At 35.3% G+C, this 19,939-nt stretch carries 14 protein-coding genes; 10 read left to right on the plus strand and 4 right to left on the minus strand.

Features of this window, described 5'->3' with window-relative positions; genetic code table 11:
• Positions 1 to 82: 82 nt before the first annotated feature.
• Positions 83 to 265: a hypothetical protein gene (locus RWN13_RS16855; RefSeq protein WP_314066012.1), complete on the minus strand. Its 183-nt coding sequence runs from the start codon at positions 263 to 265 to the stop codon at positions 83 to 85.
• 835 nt (positions 266 to 1,100) lie between these two features.
• Between RWN13_RS16855 and RWN13_RS16860 the strand changes: the two genes are divergently transcribed.
• The 3 genes from RWN13_RS16860 (at position 1,101) to RWN13_RS16870 (ending at position 6,342) form a co-directional block, all read left to right on the plus strand.
• Positions 1,101 to 4,754, plus strand: a complete 3,654-nt coding sequence (locus RWN13_RS16860; protein ID WP_314066015.1) for an immunoglobulin-like domain-containing protein — start codon at positions 1,101 to 1,103, stop codon at positions 4,752 to 4,754.
• A 578-nt stretch (positions 4,755 to 5,332) separates the two neighbouring features.
• On the plus strand, positions 5,333 to 5,479 hold the full coding sequence (locus RWN13_RS16865; RefSeq protein ID WP_314066016.1) for a hypothetical protein: 147 nt from the start codon (positions 5,333 to 5,335) through the stop codon (positions 5,477 to 5,479).
• 377 nt (positions 5,480 to 5,856) lie between these two features.
• Positions 5,857 to 6,342, plus strand: a complete 486-nt coding sequence (locus RWN13_RS16870) for a hypothetical protein (RefSeq protein ID WP_314066018.1) — start codon at positions 5,857 to 5,859, stop codon at positions 6,340 to 6,342.
• A gap of 1,916 nt (positions 6,343 to 8,258) precedes the next feature.
• Here RWN13_RS16870 and RWN13_RS16875 read toward each other — a convergent pair.
• Positions 8,259 to 8,567, minus strand: coding sequence for a hypothetical protein (locus RWN13_RS16875; RefSeq protein WP_314066021.1), 309 nt, complete (start codon positions 8,565 to 8,567; stop codon positions 8,259 to 8,261).
• 223 nt (positions 8,568 to 8,790) lie between these two features.
• Between RWN13_RS16875 and RWN13_RS16880 the strand changes: the two genes are divergently transcribed.
• Together RWN13_RS16880 and RWN13_RS16885 are read left to right on the plus strand one after the other, a co-directional pair.
• Positions 8,791 to 9,582, plus strand: coding sequence for a hypothetical protein (locus tag RWN13_RS16880; protein ID WP_314066022.1), 792 nt, complete (start codon positions 8,791 to 8,793; stop codon positions 9,580 to 9,582).
• Between the two features lie 124 nt (positions 9,583 to 9,706).
• Positions 9,707 to 9,958: a hypothetical protein gene (locus RWN13_RS16885; RefSeq protein WP_314066025.1), complete on the plus strand. Its 252-nt coding sequence runs from the start codon at positions 9,707 to 9,709 to the stop codon at positions 9,956 to 9,958.
• A gap of 226 nt (positions 9,959 to 10,184) precedes the next feature.
• Here the strand turns inward: RWN13_RS16885 and RWN13_RS16890 are convergent, their stop codons facing one another.
• Together RWN13_RS16890 and RWN13_RS16895 are read right to left on the minus strand one after the other, a co-directional pair.
• Positions 10,185 to 11,051, minus strand: a complete 867-nt coding sequence (locus RWN13_RS16890; protein WP_314066027.1) for a helix-turn-helix domain-containing protein — start codon at positions 11,049 to 11,051, stop codon at positions 10,185 to 10,187.
• 310 nt (positions 11,052 to 11,361) lie between these two features.
• Positions 11,362 to 11,502 (minus strand): hypothetical protein, encoded by a 141-nt coding sequence (locus RWN13_RS16895; RefSeq protein WP_399553693.1) that lies wholly within the window; start codon positions 11,500 to 11,502, stop codon positions 11,362 to 11,364.
• Positions 11,503 to 11,522: 20 nt separating this feature from the next.
• Here RWN13_RS16895 and RWN13_RS16900 point away from each other — a divergent pair, with 20 nt between their 5' ends.
• From RWN13_RS16900 to RWN13_RS16920, 5 genes are all read left to right on the plus strand, one after another.
• Positions 11,523 to 11,774 (plus strand): hypothetical protein, encoded by a 252-nt coding sequence (locus tag RWN13_RS16900; protein ID WP_314066028.1) that lies wholly within the window; start codon positions 11,523 to 11,525, stop codon positions 11,772 to 11,774.
• Between the two features lie 173 nt (positions 11,775 to 11,947).
• Positions 11,948 to 14,971, plus strand: a complete 3,024-nt coding sequence (locus RWN13_RS16905; protein WP_314066031.1) for an ATP-binding protein — start codon at positions 11,948 to 11,950, stop codon at positions 14,969 to 14,971.
• A gap of 138 nt (positions 14,972 to 15,109) precedes the next feature.
• Positions 15,110 to 15,766: a hypothetical protein gene (locus tag RWN13_RS16910; protein WP_314066034.1), complete on the plus strand. Its 657-nt coding sequence runs from the start codon at positions 15,110 to 15,112 to the stop codon at positions 15,764 to 15,766.
• 144 nt (positions 15,767 to 15,910) lie between these two features.
• Positions 15,911 to 18,235 carry an AbiH family protein gene (locus tag RWN13_RS16915; RefSeq protein ID WP_314066037.1) on the plus strand — a complete coding sequence of 775 codons (2,325 nt, stop codon included), beginning with the start codon at positions 15,911 to 15,913 and terminating at the stop codon, positions 18,233 to 18,235.
• Positions 18,236 to 18,264: 29 nt separating this feature from the next.
• On the plus strand, positions 18,265 to 19,866 hold the full coding sequence (locus RWN13_RS16920) for a type I restriction-modification system subunit M (protein WP_314066040.1): 1,602 nt from the start codon (positions 18,265 to 18,267) through the stop codon (positions 19,864 to 19,866).
• Positions 19,867 to 19,939: the final 73 nt, after the last annotated feature.

The raw sequence follows: 19,939 nt of genomic DNA on the forward strand, positions 1-19,939 counted from the left end.
AGGCCATTAAAACCTTGATGTGGCGGTATTTTTTCGATATCAGATAGCCTTCAACGATCGGCTGCCGAAAAGCATCCGTCAGTTAACCTAACGTTCTACCTTTAAAAATTAACACAGCTAAAAGGCCAACCATCGCCCCTATGGCACCACCTTGAACAAACATCAAAAACGTATAAAGTTTTCCTAAATCCTTTTTTTGAATGATGGGCAACACCATTGTCAAACCAAAACTAATGATGGATAACACAAATAATAACATTAACATAGCGCTCACGTCCTTATCTCATTATTTTAGACAGATTGAAAAAATGATGGCAGTTTTACTGGAAACAGCTAGGGAATAGTTTCTCAATCTGTTATAAGTTTATTGTAGCAAAAATAAGAGAGTCATTGCCGAAATTGCCTAAAAGGTAGCGGATTACCCCTAAACGGTTTGAGTTCTTTTTAGCCATTAGAGGAGCGTGTCAAGAGCGCTCTTTGATTTTTGCAAGAAAAGACTAATGGAGTGGAATTCAAGCTAGTGAATAGGAGAGCAGAGATGAATCGTGACAGAAGGGTTGAAACTGGGGGAGTAACTAATTATGGCAATAAAAAGGTAAAGCAGCGGTTATCATTAGTGTACCGAAATAGAAAGAAAATATGCGTTTAGGAATAACTGAATCAATTTCATCCGTCACTTTTTTTACGACCTTTCTGATTTAATTCTTGTGACCCAAACATTTCCCCATTATAGGTAAGCTGTTTCATTAGACTTTTATCGACATGTTGATAGCTTTTTTGGGTGTGACGCCATGATAATAAAATAGTGAAAAGATGTTTAGTTCAAAAAACATAGTTTTATTTATGTAAGTTGACGCTGAATTCTCTGTATTTTATAGGTTTAGTGATGAACGGCCTGTGGAATCTGTAATTGGTGATAAACCCTCATTTTTTCAAACCAAAAAGAAGGGTTGTTTTTTTGAAAAAAGAAATGATTTTGTTCTTAAATTGAGCTAATCTTATGACTGATCTCATTTTAGATTTAGAGTGGAATAAGGGAGGATATAGGTTTAACTTTTGGAAGAAAATGATTTGGTGACCAACATTAGGAGGAATAGGACATGAAAAAATTTAAATTAACGGTATTGAATTTAATGCTAATCAGTACAACGGTTTTAGGGCCACTACCTGCTCTGGCAGTTGAAGATGAACAAACAAGTGAGGCAACAATTGAAACAACCACTGAGTTTTCTGAAAATGGAATCGAGGATCTGATTCTGACCCCGGATGTGTCAAGGAGTTCGGAGGAAGAATCGGAAGTGGGGACTAGAGGTGAAACAAGGGCAGTCAGAGAAGTAGGGACATTTGCCGAATTATTATCAGCCTTAAGGACGGCATCAGTGACTGAGATAATGCTAACAAACAATATAACCGCTACCTCACATATTGATAAATTGCCAGTAAGAAATGTCAAAATTTATGGCAATCAAAAGACCTTAACGATGGGGAATTATTCCATGACTAATTTCTTAGTCGGCACTGGGTCACTTAGCTTTGACAATATGACGATTCAGGGTGTTTATGGTGTCGACCCGATCATTATGAATGTGGGCCAAACATGGAATATCAATTTTAACAATGTCACGATTGATTCTGCCCGTTTGAATTTAGCTAGAAGTAGTGTGTTTTTTGCTGGCACTAACACGATGACCTTGTCTGTTACCTTGCCTATCGATCTTATTGGGCTTTCCGTAACCAAACTCACGATTGAACAAGACAGCACCTTAGCGATTAAAATTCCAACAACTACAAGCGGAGAAGTCATTTCTGGCGTGACTGGCTTGGCTTTAGAAAGAAATTCCCAATTATTAATCGGCCAGGATGGTGATTTATCAATTAAGACATCTTCACATGCTATCACTAACTTTACGTCGATCAATTTAGCAAGCGGGTCATTATTGAAATTACGAACAACCGCTAAGGGCATCTTTTCGAAAACGAATCTGGTGGCGGAGTCAGGATCGGTTCTCGATGTCGTTTCAAGATCATACGGTTTATTTCTAGGCGGTGGTAGTTTCTATTTTAGTCCCGGTTCGACTTTACGAACTAGTGGCGGCATTTCGGGCATTTATGGTCTTGGTAAAGTGCATGTCAATCAACCAAAAGAGCTGTTGATTGAAAATACTGACGGTAATGAGGTAGTTCGAAGTTATAGTCATATTGACACCATAGAGTTGACCTTTACTCAAGTGGATGTATCGGCATGGAATAAAAAAACGAACCCGAACGCAGCGCCAAGTTTTATTTGGGAAAATCTCAATCATAAATCCAATATTATTCTTACTGACACAACGACAATTAGCAGCAACAATCAAGAGGCTAAAACAAAACTACAATATAAGCTATTTCGTAAAATTAACGGGGTGGGAACCGGTTATATCTCAGAAGTAACTGTTTCGGTTAATACGATCACCGATCAAGATAAAATCATTACGGGAACCGCGACGCCTGGTGCAAACCTTACGGTTGTAATTGGATCAGATAAATATACTGGCCAAGCAGATTACAACGGTAAATTCCAAATTAATATTGGCAAAACCTATCCTGCCAATACAGAAGTTAAGGTCAATGGGACTCTTAATGGGATTAGCAAAGACACGGTTCTGGTCATCAAAGATTTAACCCCACCAGCAAAGCCAAGTTTGAATTCACTAAATGACCAGTCTAGGGAAGTTTCAGGAAAAGCAGAAGCAGGTGCAACCGTTGTGATTAAACAGGGTGAAACGGTACTTGGCGAAGGAGTGGCAGATGGTAATGGGAACTTCCTTATTACAATTCCTGCTCAGACAGAAGGAACTAAGCTAACAGCCACCGTTATAGACGAAAGTGGCAATAAAAGCACAGAGTCGACAGTCGTTGTGACAGGAACCAAACTGGCTGATCCGGTCTTTAATGCCGTGAGTGATAATGATGGTCTAGTAACCGGAAAAGCGCCAGCGAATGCCTTGGTGACCCTCTCCATTCCTCAAGCCGCAGGTGGAACCATGAGCTATAGTGGAACAGCTGACAGCATGGGCAATTTTTCTATTCCGATTGCCAAACAAGCAGCAGGGACAACGATTAATGGTGTCGCAACCTTGGGAGGTAAGACCAGCGGGACAGTGAGTCTGACCGTCATAGATAAAACGGCGCCGGCTAAGCCAACGATTGAGGCACTGAATGATCAATCGACCGCAGTCAAAGGAAAGGCTGAAGCAAATTCAACGGTTACCCTTAAAGTGAATGGACAAGTCATTGGAAGTGGCAAGGTAGATTCTTCTGGTAATTATCATGTGACGATACCGAAACAGGCCGCAAATACGGTTGTAGTAGTCACCGCAACGGATCAGAATGGAAATCAAAGTCCGACAAACCAAACGACGGTGATTAAAGTGGTGACGGCTGGCACCCTAACAGCCAATGATTACATCCTTTTACCCACAAAAGAGTCCAACTTAACAGGGAAAGTGACAGGGGATATTAAGTCACTTGGTTACAGCATTAATGGCGTGCTAGCCACAGGTGGCACACTCAATAGTGATGGAACATTCAAGATCTATATCTTAAACAAAATCAAATCCAAAGAGGATAAAGTGATTGTTTTTGGCTATGACCAATACGGCAAGCAAATAAGCCAAGTATCAGTTAAAATCGTTGATAAAAATGACACGTCCGTTGGGACAGGTAGCATCACCCCTAATGTATTTACGGTGAAAAAAGACACTTATTTAACGGGGACAGTCACAGGAGGCGTGACCTCCATTCGTTTGGTAGTTGATGGAACACCTTTTAATGGGGGAACCTTAAATGGGGATGGAACCTTTAAGTTTTATGCGTTGAGAACTATTACCAGTAAAAATCAGACGGTTGTTATAGAAGCTTATGATAAAAATGGCAATAAAATCAGCTCTAAACCAGTGGTAGTCAAAGATACGACGGATACTCAAATTGGCAAAGGAACAGTTAAAGGCAATGAGTTTGTGATTGGTCGTGATTCACAATTAACGGGTACGTATACAGGAGATGTCCACTCACTTATTGTGACCATCAATGGCGTTGAATACAAAGGAGGAACCCTTAACAGTGACGGCACCTTTAAATTCTATGCTTGGGACAAGATAAAAGCTAAAGTACCAGTGACAGTGGATGGCTACGATAAGAATGGCAATCATGTGGCAACCTCTGCCGTTGTTGTGAAAAATTTGAGTGACATCTCAGGTCCAACGGTGGGAAATCTGATTTTGTCTGAGCTGGTCATGCCAGGAGATACCCATATTAAAGGGTCTTATACCGGGGATGTCGCATCAGTTGCGACCATTATCAATGGGGTCGAACAAAAAGGTGGTACCTTAAGCAATGGACAATTATCGATTTATATCTGGGGTAAAGTGAAATCAGTTCGGGATATTGTTCAAGTCGTGGCTTATGATAAACAGGGCAAGGAGCTCTCACGTAAAAATGTGACAATCAAAGCGTCGACAATTGGAACAGGTGGTTTAAAGGCAACCACTTATAAAATTGGCACGAGTAATTTAACGGGTGAATACACAGGCGATGTAAAATCGATTAAAGTATCCATTAATGGCACCATTTATTCAGGTGGCACAGTAAAAGATGGGACCTATAGTTTTTATATTTTCCGTAAAATAACGGCTTTGACAGATGATGTTAAAGTGACCAGCTACGATGCCAATGGATTAAAGATAAATGAGAGTAAGGTGACCATTACACAGTAAGGATAGGTGAAGGTTAGATGTCTCTCAATTCGACAAAGGGTTGAAGATAAGCCAAATGAGACGTTTTTCATAAAAAGGCAAGAGGATGAGACAGTTGTCTCATCCTCTTTATTAATCAGTTTAGTTGTGGCTATTGTGGAAAATGACAAAAAAATAACCAATCATAAGAATGTATGAGCAAAAAATGCTCATCAATTGGTTCATAACTTTGAGGAGTATTAAACTAATTGGGTAAATGGAGTTTTAATTTTTTTCCGCCAGAATATAAATACCATAGGACTGGCAGCAATAGTAAAGAAACATTAATCAGCATGAATAAGCTAATTGTATGAAGGTTAGAAAACAGGACTAGTTTCTGAGTAAGGATATTCAGGTATACAGAAAATAAGGACACTTCAAGTAGCACACCTATTAAACGCTGAAAAACGCTATAATTCCTCATAGAATGACTGATCAAATTAATTATTGAATAGTGTGATAAAGATAATAATAGTAAAATGATCGTTTGATTTGACTGGTAGTCAACATCACGACGTTTAGTTACATAAATAATTATTAAAAATAAGAAGGAAAATAATATGACCTCAATAATTCTTTGGACTCTAATTCCTTTTTTGATTAAAGAAAAAATTAGCGTGATTATTATGGGGGATATATTGACTAGTAGTAACCAGTTGTTAATCAGCATGCCATCACCTCTCTATTTCCAATTTGCATTAGTTTAAATTCAATATCTTAGCAAAATTGCTGATACTTATTATACCATTGCTAATTGGTAAGTTAAATTGATTTTGAAAAAAAGACCTCACTAACATAGATAGCGAAGTCTTGTATGGAGAGAGTAACATGTGGTATGTTAAGCACCATTTATATTTTGAATGAGTGTCAATTAATTTGCTGTTAAGGAAGTGAAGAATGGCTCTAGGCTATATTGATGAAAATACAAAGAACACTAGCAGAGAAAATGACCGGATACAAAGCGTTGGCTTCCTGTACTTGTAACTTTTCAATTTAACCCTCTTTTTTATAAAAAATGTTACTAAATAACGGTTCAATATGATACTATGTAGATTGATTATATTATCAAAAAAGGAGAGTTTTAATGAAAGAAGAGTTGAAAAATGCTAAAAAAAATATGAAAATGGGAATGCGTCCGTATACGACATACGGGTATTATTTAGCACTTCCAATTATATTTATAGCCATATTTATTTTAGGATTAGTAGGAGTCGAGTTAGATAATATAGGGATCATTTTATTAGTATTTACAGTGATGGCTAATATTGATGCTAGCAAGCTAACAAAGATATCAAAAAGAAAATATGTTGCTCCAATATTAGTTTACAGTCAAAATATTTTAGGTCTTATATTAGTAATACCAATGATTATCACCGTATCATCTAACGGATTATCTGAAATGAGCTTAGTGCTTGTAGGGTTGGTAGCGTTACTGACATTGCCTATTCATATTGTTGCCATAATTTTTTTCTTTCTAACTGCAAACGATATTAAGAAAAATTACCCTGATATGAAAATGTTGGCTAAAGAAGCTAGAGATACTTATATGATCATTAAGAAAAGTAACTAATAACCATCTACTCGAACTGTATGTTAATAATGCCTAAACGTGACTGAATTAACTTGCTATTCTTTACGATATTAAGCATTAATCTTGGTTAGATTTTAGGATATCAATAATCTCGATAACCGTGAGGATACAACCAAGTAGGAGACAGATAAAGAAAAATAAAATAACCACCTTAAAGTTAAAAAAAGTTGCATAAAGAATATAACCAAGAAGAATAATGAAACATAATTTGACTAGTTTATCTTTTCTTCTTTTACGTCGCCATTCTTTATCAGACATATGAGACCCTCCTTCAGGAAAAGTGTCCTATATTCGATACGCTTTAACACTTAATAGTATGTCATCATTTACATAAACCAAAATCTGAATAGTTGAAACATCCTGAATACCTTAGATGGAATTGAATCGTGTACGATAAAAAACCATGGTATTTCAGATCTTTTCGTATATATAAAGATAGGTACTGATATGTTGCATCGATATTTACACTCGGGAAAAGTAAGTGTAAATATCGATGCAACCCATTATAAACAAAGCAAAGCACAAAATGGCACTGAAAAGAATCAAAAGGATTTTTTTAAAAGACATATATGTCCAGTTACTGACCATAGATTTGACACATGCAACGAAAAAAATACAAGAACCTGTTGTAATTACACCAGTGAGGTTTCCGCGGGTTCTCGAAGCATAAACTCCGTAAAAGAAAAGTTCAACTCCCTTAAGATTTAAAGTCAAGTCAAATAAAATACCAACACAGAAACTGACAATCCCTAAGAATAATAATGCAACTTCGATCTTTTTTATCTTCAAGTCGGCTCACCTCACTAATTAGTTTAGTTATAATTAAATGTACAATAAATATATTTTAGTGGATAATGGTTCAAAAGAATGAAGAGGTAAGTAGACTAAAGAAAATATAAAATGAAATGCCTAACAGGGATACACACATAAAGTAGACTGTAGAAAAATGACTATTGTTAAGTTTTTTGGAAACTTTTTGCAACACAAATACAAACAAAGGACTTACGAGCCCTGCTGTTAGGATAGAAACGATTAGTTTCAAAACAGGTGAAATGGAAATTAACAATAAGAGTCGGTAAAGTAAATAAAACATAAATAATAATCCTCCGATATTCTATCCTTAAGTATATTCCAATACGTTCGCTAATGCCAGAAATAATCCGAAAAAGAACCAGAATGAGACAGAAATCTCACCCTGGTTCTTTTTCACGACTATTACGCAATAAACGCGTTCCGTCACTATTTACTAATTTTAAATAGACTGGTTAGCAGCTTTATGTTTATTATACTTGTCAAATAGACTAATAATGACAAATGGGATGGCGAAGAAAGTGGCTAAGACAATAATGCTGAGGCTAATTGTTGCGATATTTTGTAGGAGGTTAATTTGCGAAATAACCTGATGATGTTTCATAAGATTGCTTGCAATTACGAATAAGCTAATTAGAAAGGGAATGATAAGTGGATACCATTTTTTCCTCTCTTTTTTTTAAGCGACATAGACACTATGACCAATCCAACAAAGTAGTAATGTTTCCATTTCATGCTCTCCTTTAAATAAATGTTGTTTATTCAAAAATGAGTGACTTAACCGCTTTCGTCTTTTGGGATAAGGATAATTACCCTCTAGGATAAAATCCGCCCTGGCTGACACGATTTTTTCATGTGAGACGAAAATCGGGCGAGCAAACGTTAAATAGGTATTCGCCCAATCTAGAATATCCAAAGCTGAAATAAAACTGCCGAAGTGGTAAACGGGAACGGAAGGCGACAGAGCAGTTGCACAGGAGCCCCTAACTAATGACTGATATCAAATCGGCTTCAGCTCCTCTAGTTGGTTATATCCCAGTAAATGAAATCAAGATCCGCGATTTCCATAACGGCTCTTAATCAAACTAAGACGCCTTAGTTTGAAACCTATAAATGACAATGCCGATTACCAGCAATCCCCCGAGTATTTTCGTCACCACTGAGTCGTAAAAAAACAGTAAAAGCGGTAAGGCAACGGCACAGAGTTTAAACGCAAATGCTGAGAAAGCCAGACCAACTTGACGCTCCGTTTTATTTTCCTCAGTCGGCTCATAATCAGAAGCTTTCCAAGGCATCCGTGCCAAAAATAACCCACCAGTGGCTTTTGTGTAATAGGCAAGGGCGGCAATAAATAGAAAGATAAAAATAAGCACCACAATTAACGCTTGATTCATAATTGAATTCCCTCCAAATCAGATGTTACTTTAGCTTCATTATATCAACAAACTGATTGGAAAACAAAAAATCGAATAAAGAGAGTTTTGTTTTAATTAAGGGTTATTTTATGTTGTTTATCAATTGTAATTTAGGTTATAATGATCATTGACTGATTTTTTTTATGCTCCATAAATAAAAATATTAGCAATTGTTAGTCGATTCAGGAGAGGAAATCAACAGATGAGAAAGATTCAAGGGATAGTGGTTAGTATCATGGTAGTTGTCTTGTTAAGTGCTTGCGGTGCATCCACTCAACCCCATAGCGAACAAGGAAAAACAGACAAAACATCGCCTTCTGAAGAGAAGACAGAGGGGTTAACGGATCAACAAGTAAGTGAGCTTTTGTTAAAGCTGGCCAATGAGACACCCATCAACGATAACGTTGAGGTATCAGAACTGAATAAATTACAAACGTCAACTAACGGTGTGATTAAGCAAGTTGGATTAGCTGGTAATCAAGTGGAGGTCGGCTACAAAAATTACAGTGTTCCTTCAGATTGGAAAATCTATGAGGCAAAAACAGTAAAAAAAGATGCAGATCTCACTTGGCAGTTTAGTTCAACTTCAGGATTGCCTTATTTTCTTCAAATGTACATGTTACCAACCTATTCTGGTGATATCGCCAACCTAACCGGTGAACGTTTAACCGAAGAGGACTTGCCTGCTATGATGGAAAATGATTATTTGATATTTAATGAGACAGGTACGACGAAGATTCAAGACGTCGAGTGGCATGTTGGAATTGAAATGGGCATAACAGATGGCTTTGGCCGACTGTCATTTTATCGCATGGAAGAAGATAGAGGCAGTTTTGATGAATCGGTTATAGTCGCTAATTTAATTTTTGGTGTGACCCCAATCGTCAATGAGGAACAAGGGGCCACAGATAGTCTAGCCGAACAAATTGGTGTTCTGAAAAGAGTTTTATCCACATTTGGCGATACTCAAAAAGAGATTGTTGAGATGGATTAATTTTGGGAGAGTTACTTAAGAGTGAGAGCTCGATAGTGAATTAGTGATGGTAGTTGATTCACCTAGGGAGAATGAATGAACGTTTTTCCATTAAAAGATTAATGAGTGAAAAAGGAGAGTAATTATGTTACTGGCGATTGTTGTGACATTTGGTGTACAAATACTGCTAGGCTGGCTACAGTATCGTTTTGGGAAGAAAGGATATTCAACGGGGATAGGAATCATTATTCCAGTTGTTTATGTCATAGTCAGATTAGGGACCATGGTTTACCTCGGTTCATTGAGTGTTCCGGGAATAATCGGTTCCATAGCGATTGGATATCTCTATTATTACCTGTATACCAAAGGGAAAGTATCAAGTGCTCCGAGTAGTTGATATTAATATAAAGGATAAAGACTAATCAGCATGAATTTTTGTGCTGATTTTTTCTATAGAAAAACATGTGATTGTTTGGATAAATCTGCCTTTGGACCAAGTGAAAGATAGGTAGAGCGGTAAAGAGCTCGGTAACACGTTATTCTTATCGTAAAGCTTAGCCTATCAAAATAAAGAACCTAATGAGCGTTTATCTCGACGCTCATTAGGTTCTTTATTTATACCATCAATCCATAAAATCGGCAGGCAAAAAGGCAAAGACTTCTTGTAATAACTCATCTTTAAAATGAGCTTCACCCACAGTATCAGCCAGTGTGATTCCTTTGTTTATTTCATCCTTATTTTTAGTCGCAATACCATGGCGGACTAATCCAATCATCAAGAAATCATAACGCTTTGCCTTTTTTGCGGCAGCAATGGCTTCGCTTGAGACTTTTATGGAGGTTGAAAGTTTGTTGTGTTGTAAACATAACAGTGCCATATTGAGTTTAATGGAAATAGTAAGTGGTTCGATATTCCGAAACGGCTGATATTTTTTGATTCGTTTAAGCACTTCATTGCCAATCTGAATCGCGACTTCATTAGGGAAATGAAACAAAATATAATTGATTATCCGAAAGTCAATGATGTACCAATCGTCTTGTGCAGCCAGTCGATACCAAATATCTTCAACAAATTTTTGTGAAAGAGGATCAATTGACTCTGGGGCATTTTTCCCTAGCTGTAAGATAGATTTCATTATTTTAAGAATACTTTCAACATACCAGTCGTTTCCGCTGACTAAAAAAGCCTCGCATTGTTTAATGATTGTTTTGATTTTTTTAGTATCAAGGTTAGAATGCAATGAGAAAAAAGCCTCCAAAATAGTTGTTTTAACCGTTCCTTGATAGTTATTTAAAATAAAATCAAATTCATCGTAAGACATATCCAATTGTTTTAAAAAGAAATGAAAATGAGTTAATGAGACATCAACTTTGCCATTTTCGAAACGTGATAATGTGGTTCGGGATATCTTATTTTGACAAATTGCGTCTTGAGATAGTCCTTTATTGAGCCTGATTTGTTTATAAACGATTCCTATTGTCTGTTTCACCTTAACCTCCTAAAAAAATGATGTGCATATAGTTTACAATTTATTAGAATCAATTGCAAATTTAGTATGATAAGTAGTAAAGGAGTTGAATAAAATGACAGGAATCTATTTCATAATTGGCTCTTAAAAAAGTAAACACTCATCAATTTTAATTGACTCGTTTTTGAAATTAGGAGGCTTTTTCTTTTTGATTGGTCTTCTTTGTCAATCGTTGAATGGCAAAGTTCGAGGCATAATAAGCTAATTGGATCATTAAGCTTTCAATATGAGCTTTTTCCCCTTCAACAAAACGAGTTTGATTTAATTGGAACTATTCTTTTAAATAGGCATTGACACGCTCAACGGCACTTCTCTTTTTATAAAGACTCTTCCAAGCGTTGGTTCCACGAGCTGGATGAGCATAACGGCGAACATCTGTGGTCTGTTTGATTGTAATGACTGTTTGACACATACCTTCATGCAGAAGGTGCATTGGCATTATTTAATTTAGACGGCCAACATTCAAAAGTAGATTTTGATGTTGGGAAAATTGATTCCAGTGGTCTTGAGGATGTTAAGATGAAAAATTATTTGGATGGTGAAATTAGTGAACAACATAATCTGTCTGCTCAAGTCCCTTCTATCCACTTTAGTATCCCAACAAATGGTGCTAAAAGTCTGAAGATTCAATTAGTCGATGGCTCATCAAATTTCGGCTTTTGTAATATCGTGTTAATTAAATAACCATTAATTTATAGTTGAGGATTAAGTTCTCAACTATTTTTATATCATTAGCTAGGGCTAATGTGATTTAGAATTTTATTATATGACATTATTCGGAGTTGTGGCTATATAAATAGTATAATAACATCAAAACATCATATTATAAAAAGAGCATAGAAGCGAGAGGTAGCCATATGAAAGAACAAACAAAACGTGTGATTGAGAGTTGGTTAGTCATTGAATATCTAAGTACGGGAAAATTGCCCTATAAGGATGACCAAAAACCGCTATTTACTGGGGCCCAGACCCCTTTGGAAAGTTTTTCCAAAATTAAGAAGGGAAATAAGAGTTTTATTTATTTTGGCATCTATCGTTCGTATCAAATGGCTGAGACTATTAGACGTTTTTTTAACGATGACTCAGAAATCTATAATGAGGATCCGTCACTAAATTATTCCTTATCCATTCAAATCAATGATGAAGGTCAATATATACCTACCAGCATTTTTATCCCGCAAATTCAATTTTTGTTAAAAGAAATTCTGCCTTCTTCTTTTAACCAGGCTTCCTTAGAAAGTTTGAGTAAGGCTACTCAGCGAGCATTGGACACTCTTGAGAAAGAGTTACAACTGATTTTTAGTCTGGGAGTGACGGAAGAGGCACTGAAAAAGACCCAAGACTTAATCCTTCTTCATTTTGGATTAGAAAGCTTATTGGATCAAGAGATTTATACGCTACTAAATCGATCGCCGAACAATGAACCTGTGGAGGTCAATAGTTTGATTGTCTCAGATTTGGAGACCATATTGAACAGTGATCAGTTGTCACCAGCATTAGAGACCTACATTAATGGCGAACAAGATTTTCAATCAATCGATGAAAATCAAGACTTAATCACGGAATTATTAGACATTGACAAGTTGCCTGATGGAAGGTGGCCATCGAATAATGATTATAAATTATCATTGATGCAACAAGTAGCCGTTAATATTATCGTCAATGAGAAGAAAGATATTTTTTCTGTTAATGGGCCGCCAGGAACCGGGAAAACAACCCTTCTTAAAGATGTATTCGCTAACCTGATGATTGAACGGGCACAACAGATGGTAAAATTTGCTGATCCTACAAAAGCCAAGAAGCGGACGGGTGCTTTTGATTTAAAAGGCTTTAACATTCATAAGTACCAATTGGATGAGAGTATCAAAGGGTTTGGAATTGTGGTGGCGTCTTCTAATAATGGCGCTGTTGAAAATATTTCAAAAGATTTGCCGAAAAGTAAGGAAATGATTCACGATAAAGATCGTTTTGTCAAAACGGATGCGGGATTCTCTGAAATGATTAAAGAGGCGAATTTATTTCCAGAATACGTCAATTATATCTTCAACGGAGATGCCAAAAGCAAGCCTGACAATACCTTTCAAGATCATTGGGGACTTTTCTCTGTGCCAATGGGCAAACAAGCTAATATATCTAAGGTGTGTGACGTGTTGCTAACTGATTTTCAATTAGAAGATGGAACAGATGAGCTAAGTCTTTATAACCAATTGAAAAAAGAGGGATTCGAGCTAAGTGAATGGAAGGAAGCCTGTCAGACCTTCGCTGAGATGCAACAACAGATTCAGCAGGAAAAAGCAGTTATAAAGCAACATGCCGAAGCGCTAGTTCAACAAAAAAGATTAAGCTCTCAGCTAGGGGATTGTACCCAAGCAGTGGCGTTAATTGATGAAAAACTGTTGATTCTTCAGAACTTAATTGATTTGAATGAAAAAAAGATCACGACATTTAATCAGAAAAAAGTCCTTTTACCGAAGATTGCTTGGTACACAAAACTGCTCTGGCTAATTACGGGCAAGAATGACCCGCTTCTCGAAGAGTATAACGAAAAAATTCTGGCTACTATGAATGAAATAGAAGGGAAAGAAGCAGAACTACAGAAATTAAAGGCAGATAAAAAAACCATTAGTCAAAAGCAAGTAATCATTGAGACGGAACTAGATCGAAGTAATCAACTGCTGGCTGACTTAGCCAGTCATTTTGATGGAGATCAATACAATCTCTCTGATGATGAAATGTGGCAAGAGGAGAACTATGATGAACGACAATTATCTGTCCCTTGGTTGACAAGGCGTTTGAACTATTTGAGAGCGAGTTACTTTATCCAAGCGTTAAAAGTTCACAAGCTCTTTAACCAAGCAAACTATCCGATTTTTTTATCTGCTTTTAATGTGATTAATCGCCGCAAGGAATTAAATCTGAATAATGAAGAAGAACGAGAACTATTAAGAGACTCATGGAGTATCTTCCATTTGATAATTCCTGTCGTTAGCACGACATTTGCTAGTTTAGGCAATATGTACCGTGGAATGGGAGCTGACACTCTGGACTATCTCTTTATCGATGAAGCAGGACAGGCGACACCACAAGCTGCCGTAGGAGGGATTTGGCGAGCGAAGCATGTGATTGCGGTTGGTGACCCATCGCAAATTGAACCCGTGGTTACTTTGGAAGACTCATTATTTAAAACGGTTCAGGAGGCTTATGGTCTTGATGATCGCTATTTGAGTCAAACAGCCTCTGTTCAAAGTCTGGCAGATACGGCCAATCAATACGGAATGATTAAACCAAACGACGAGCGAGTGGGCGTTCCATTATGGGTGCACCGGAGATGCTTAAATCCGATGTTTCATGTGTCGAATGCAATTTCTTATAACGGTAAAATGGTCCAAGGGGCAAAACCAGAAGAGGCGGTTAAAGGAAAAATCACCTGGCTAGACGTAAAAGGAGAGGTTAAAAACAAGCAGTACGTAGAAGAACACTCTCAAGCGCTCTTAGACAAGCTTATGAACGAACCACATCTAAACAACATTTACGTCATATCACCTTTCAAAGCGGTTGTCGATCAAACAAAAGCTTATATAAATAAACATGCCGATAATTTTACACAAGTTACAATTCAGGATGTGAAAGCGTGGAGTAAGACCTCCATTGGAACGGTTCATACCTTTCAAGGGAAAGAGGAAGACATTGTTTACTATATTTGTGGAACTGATGAAACAACAGAAGGCGCGGCGAATTGGTCATGTCAAAAGGCTAATTTATTGAATGTGGCAATTACTCGTGCGAAAAATGAGTTTATTATCATTGGTGATTATGCTAGGTTTAAAAATAAACCTAATTATCAGACGGTGGCGATGTATACGACACAAGTGGAGGATTAAGTATATGACTATGTGCATATGATAAGGATAGTACTAAGCAAATTGAAGTAATCATTTGCTTAGAAATGTATAAATGATTGATCTAACTAGTTAAAAATTATAACGAAAAAGAAAAAAACTAAAGGATTGGTGAAGTCAGTGAATTTTATGGGTTTAGTGAATAGTAATATTGAGTTAATAAAGTTATGTTTTATTGCAATTGGGGGTATTTTCGCTGCTTATCAGTATAAGAAGAACACGTCTTTGGATAGACTCAAAACAACGCCTATTATCTCGATAACATTTGCTTATGAGGATTTCACAAATTTGAATGAAAAACAGGTGTCCGAAAAATTTTCGGAGTTTTATCACTTTAATTTTGTAGATGTATTTAAAAAGCAACATGAAGATTTTTATTTATACCAAACTTTAGAAAAATTATTAAAAAATGTGACTAGCTATCGTAGAATTGACTTGATTACTACAAATAATATGCCAGCCTACAATACTTGGTTGACATTTTCAGAAAATGATTTGCCTGCAAGAGAGTTATTCGAAAAAGATTCTCATTACTCGATAAATAAAAAAAATAAAGAATCGGGTGAGTACAGCGCCGGAGGATTTTGCATTAGTGACGAGGAGTTTCAAAAATTAATTGGATATAGAGTTTATTTGACGTATCAAAATACTTACAGAGAGAAATTTGCAGATGAGTATATTATTACTGAAAATGAAAAATTGAAAAAGGTTGATAGTTTTCGGTTGAAAAGTCATTGTTTTGGATTAGTACATATGAAAATCAAATTAAGAGCTTAATTTTGGACGGATTTTGATATAGTAGTCAATCTATATTATGTCATGAGGAATCTACTTGGTCATAGTTATCTTTTTTTATGATATTATTGTTATAATAATCATTTTAAGTATTTTTATTTATTTGTGAAGTGGAGGAGCTACATATTGGAAGATTTAGTTGAGTTGTCAATGTCAAATGATGAAAATAAGAAAGAGAATTATATTATTATTGGTAATGGCTTTGATTTGAGTATGGGAATGAAAAGTTCCTATAATGATTTTTTAGAAGATGTTATTAAACATTATAATTTAAAAACTAATGAACAAATTTATGAATTTAATCACTTATTTGTCAAAGAATTCCAAGGTGAACAACTCAGTTGGTCTGATTTTGAGACGCTCTTTGAACTGCAAATGCTTGAAATAAATCAGTCTCCAGAACATAGCAAACATGAGCAATTAAAGAATTATCGTGTCAAAAAATTGAATGAAGATTTACGACAATTAGAAGTTCTTTTTTATTACTATATAAAGAAGGAATATGCTAGATGGAAATTACATTGGAAGGAAGATCAGCTTAGGCTTAACCCATTGTATAGTGCCTTGTTTGCAGACGAGAGATCACATATTTTGACATTCAATTTTACTGGTGTATTGCATGATATTTTCAAAAAAAATAATATTGAAGAAAAGAACATTTATCAGTTGCATGGTTCTTTAGAAAACAATAATATTATTTTTGGTGGAGGGTTCACTGGTAGAGATGATATTGAAAAAGTAAATCTTAGTGGTTCCCTGATGAATGACAAACTAGTTAGAATAAAGAAGGATTCATTACTTTTCGGAAAACGAGAAGAGTTGATTAGTCAAATTACAAAAGCTAAGGAGGACAGTTGCAATATCTTCATTTTAGGACACTCAATTATGGGAAGTGACTTTATTTTTTTGCGACCCTTTTTTGAAAGAGCTGAAAAGATATACATGTTTTATTATAGTCAGGATTTTTCTGAAAAGTTGCAATACTTCATTAAAACTTTAGGAAGAGAATATGCTGAAAAGATTTACTTGATTCCATTTTTTGATATTTTATCTGGAGATGATGATAAACTAGCAATCGATGGTTTAAGTGATTATGAATTAGTAAGAGACATTTTTAATTTGCCAATCCCTCAAGATGAAGAAGGAAGTGTATTGTTTGAACATCTTCAAATTTATCATGGCAGTTTTATGTTACAAGATATTAAACAAATAAAAATATCTACTAGGAAAGAGCTTGAAAAAATAATTGATATTTTTAATAAACTTAATCCTGAAACAGTTCGTTTTTTAGATAACTTCCAGATTAAAATCAATGATATTACAGGTATTAGAGAGGATGGACTTGAAAGTAAAGAGTTGTTATCTAAGCTTTTTGAAGAACCTGTATTTAAGGCCGCTTTGAGTAAGGCAGCGATATTCGAAATCAACAATTGTGACATTTTTTGGGATGATTTTATCGACACTCTTGATGTAAATGTTTGTGAGGAATTGAAGTTAACCAGGAATAACATTTTTTATACGCACAAGAATTCTCGATTTGATATTGGGCAGTTGAGTTTGCTAAAAGATATCGAGTTTGAGGGTAATGAATTGGTATTAATAATAAATGAAGTGGGGAGTGAAACTAAAGAGCAAGCTTTTAAAATAGGTATGCAAGTAGAATTGAAGATGTTACATAGCTTGGTTATACTTAATAATACAGAAGTCGAGTTGGATGAGACTTTTAGCCAACACCCTATTCGAGGATATCGACTTAAAATGGAGATAGATAGTAAAATGTCGAAGCTACTATTGCCTGAGGTTGAAGATTTAGAGTTAGTAGCAATAGAGAATTGTTTACTGCCCAAGTTAGAAATAAATCAGAAAATTGAAATGATGAGATTTTCTGATTTTAGCAATGAAAAGATACAATTGTCTGATTTTTTTAGTAAGGGAATACTACAGTTAAATGCATTACGGGAATTATCATTTAATAACATGACAAATATTAATGAATTGCATTCAAATATACTTTGTAATACATTTAATTATCAGCCAGTGCTAAAATATGAAAATGATGAGTTTTTATTTAGTGATATTCAAAGTGAACTATTATCGTTCGATGGTGTTTTTAATATTCAAACAATATTCAGTAAGTCTATTCAAGAACATATTAGTTTGCATAATGAAAAAATATGTATGACTGAACAAATGCTGAATATTCCTGATTTGAAAATTCAAAATTTTGCCTCTGCCTGGGGAGTGAGACTCGAAGACTTAGAGTTCTTTTTTGAAAACTATAAATTTGATCAGCCATTAGGTTATCAGAATGGTTTCAAAGCATTGAGAGCTAGAGAAGTGTATAATAGATATAAAAAAGCTGATGGAAAGATTGATTCATTTCTTAATTTTAAAAATGGGATCAGTGAGGCTTTAGAGACCTTAATAAAAACACACTCAGTGAAAAAATAAACTTTATTTGAATAGGGAGTATCTGACAAATGACAAAAGAGGCAAGAGCTGAAAAATTATATGAAAACTTATGGGAGTCAGTGGAAATTTTACGGTCTAAGATGGATCCCAATGATTATAAAAATTATTTACTAGGATTAGTTTTTTATAAATATCTATCAGATAAACTTCTTTATTGTTCTGCTGAATTATTAGAAAAAGAACCTAAAAATCTTAAAGAAGCTCAGAACATTTATGAGGAGGCTTGTAGTGACCCAAAACTTAGTTCAAATTTAATTGAAGGTATCAAAGAGGAGATTTCTTTTGTAATCGAACCTGATTTAACATTCACTAGTCTTATAGAAAAAGCTTATGGGAAAAAATTCGAGTTAAAAAAGCTTAAAAATGCTTTTGAAAAAATTGAACAGTCGAATGATTTATTTGTAAGTCTTTTTCAAGATGTGGATTTAAATTCAAAAAAACTAGGTCCAACAATTGAAAAACAAACAGAAACTTTGACAGAAGTCATGAAAAAAATATATGAGTGTGATCTGTTAGTTGAGAGTGATGTTGTAGGCGATGCATATGAATCTTTGATAGGTAAATTTGCGTCTATCTCGGGGAAGACTGCAGGTGAATTTTACACGCCACAACCTGTATCTGAGTTAATGGCTCGTATAGTAATGCAGGGCAAGCAAAATAAGATGGGAGTCTCGGTATATGATCCTACTATGGGATCAGGATCATTGCTGTTGACAGTGAAAAAGTACTCTGAAGAAAAAAACACAATTTCCTATTTTGGGCAAGAAATAAATAATTCTACTTTTAATCTGGCACGCATGAACATGATTTTGCACGGTGTCGATATTTCTAACCAAACATTACGTAACGGAGATACTCTTGGGAGCGATTGGCCTGTTGAAAAACCAGTTTATTTTGATACAGTTATTATGAACCCAACATATTCTGTTAAATGGTCAGCCGACAAAGAACTTTTAGAAGATCCTCGTTTCAGTTCTTATGGAGTACTTGCGCCGAAATCAAAGGCCGATTTTGCATTTTTATTGCATGGTTTTCATCATTTAAAAAGCGATGGGACCATGGCTATTGTATTACCTCATGGCGTGTTATTCCGAGGAGGAGCTGAGTCTGTGATTCGAGAAAAATTGTTAAAACAAGGAGTGATTGAGTCGGTCATTGGTCTTCCAGCTAATATCTTCTTTAATACAATGATACCAACAACTATTATTGTTTTGCGGAAAAAAACTGAAAATAGAGATGTTTTTTTTATTGATGCTTCTGAGCTATTTGAAAAAGGTAAGAGTCAAAATAAATTGCTTAAGGAACATATTTTAAAAATACTTAAAGTGTATACTACTAAAAAAAATGAACCGCACTTTTCACACTTAGCAACTTTTAATGAGGTTGAAGAATATGATTTTAATTTGAATATACCTCTTTATGTTTCTACAGTTAAAGAAGAGGAGCCGATCGATTTGAAAGAATTGGGAAAAGAGATGAACTCAATCGATCAAGAGATAGTTAAATCCAATCAAAATTTATTAGAGATGCTGAAACAACTAGAAGGAAAAAATGAGGAGGAAGAAGAGATATTACAACAGTTTATCCAAACGGTCAATTGGAGGACATAATAAGAATATCTCATATAATTGAGGTGTTCTCACAAATAACTTGTTTTCACAATCATTCATTTAATGAAGCAAA

This window comes from uncultured Vagococcus sp., from assembly GCF_963518325.1.
GTDB lineage: Bacteria > Bacillota > Bacilli > Lactobacillales > Vagococcaceae > Vagococcus_D.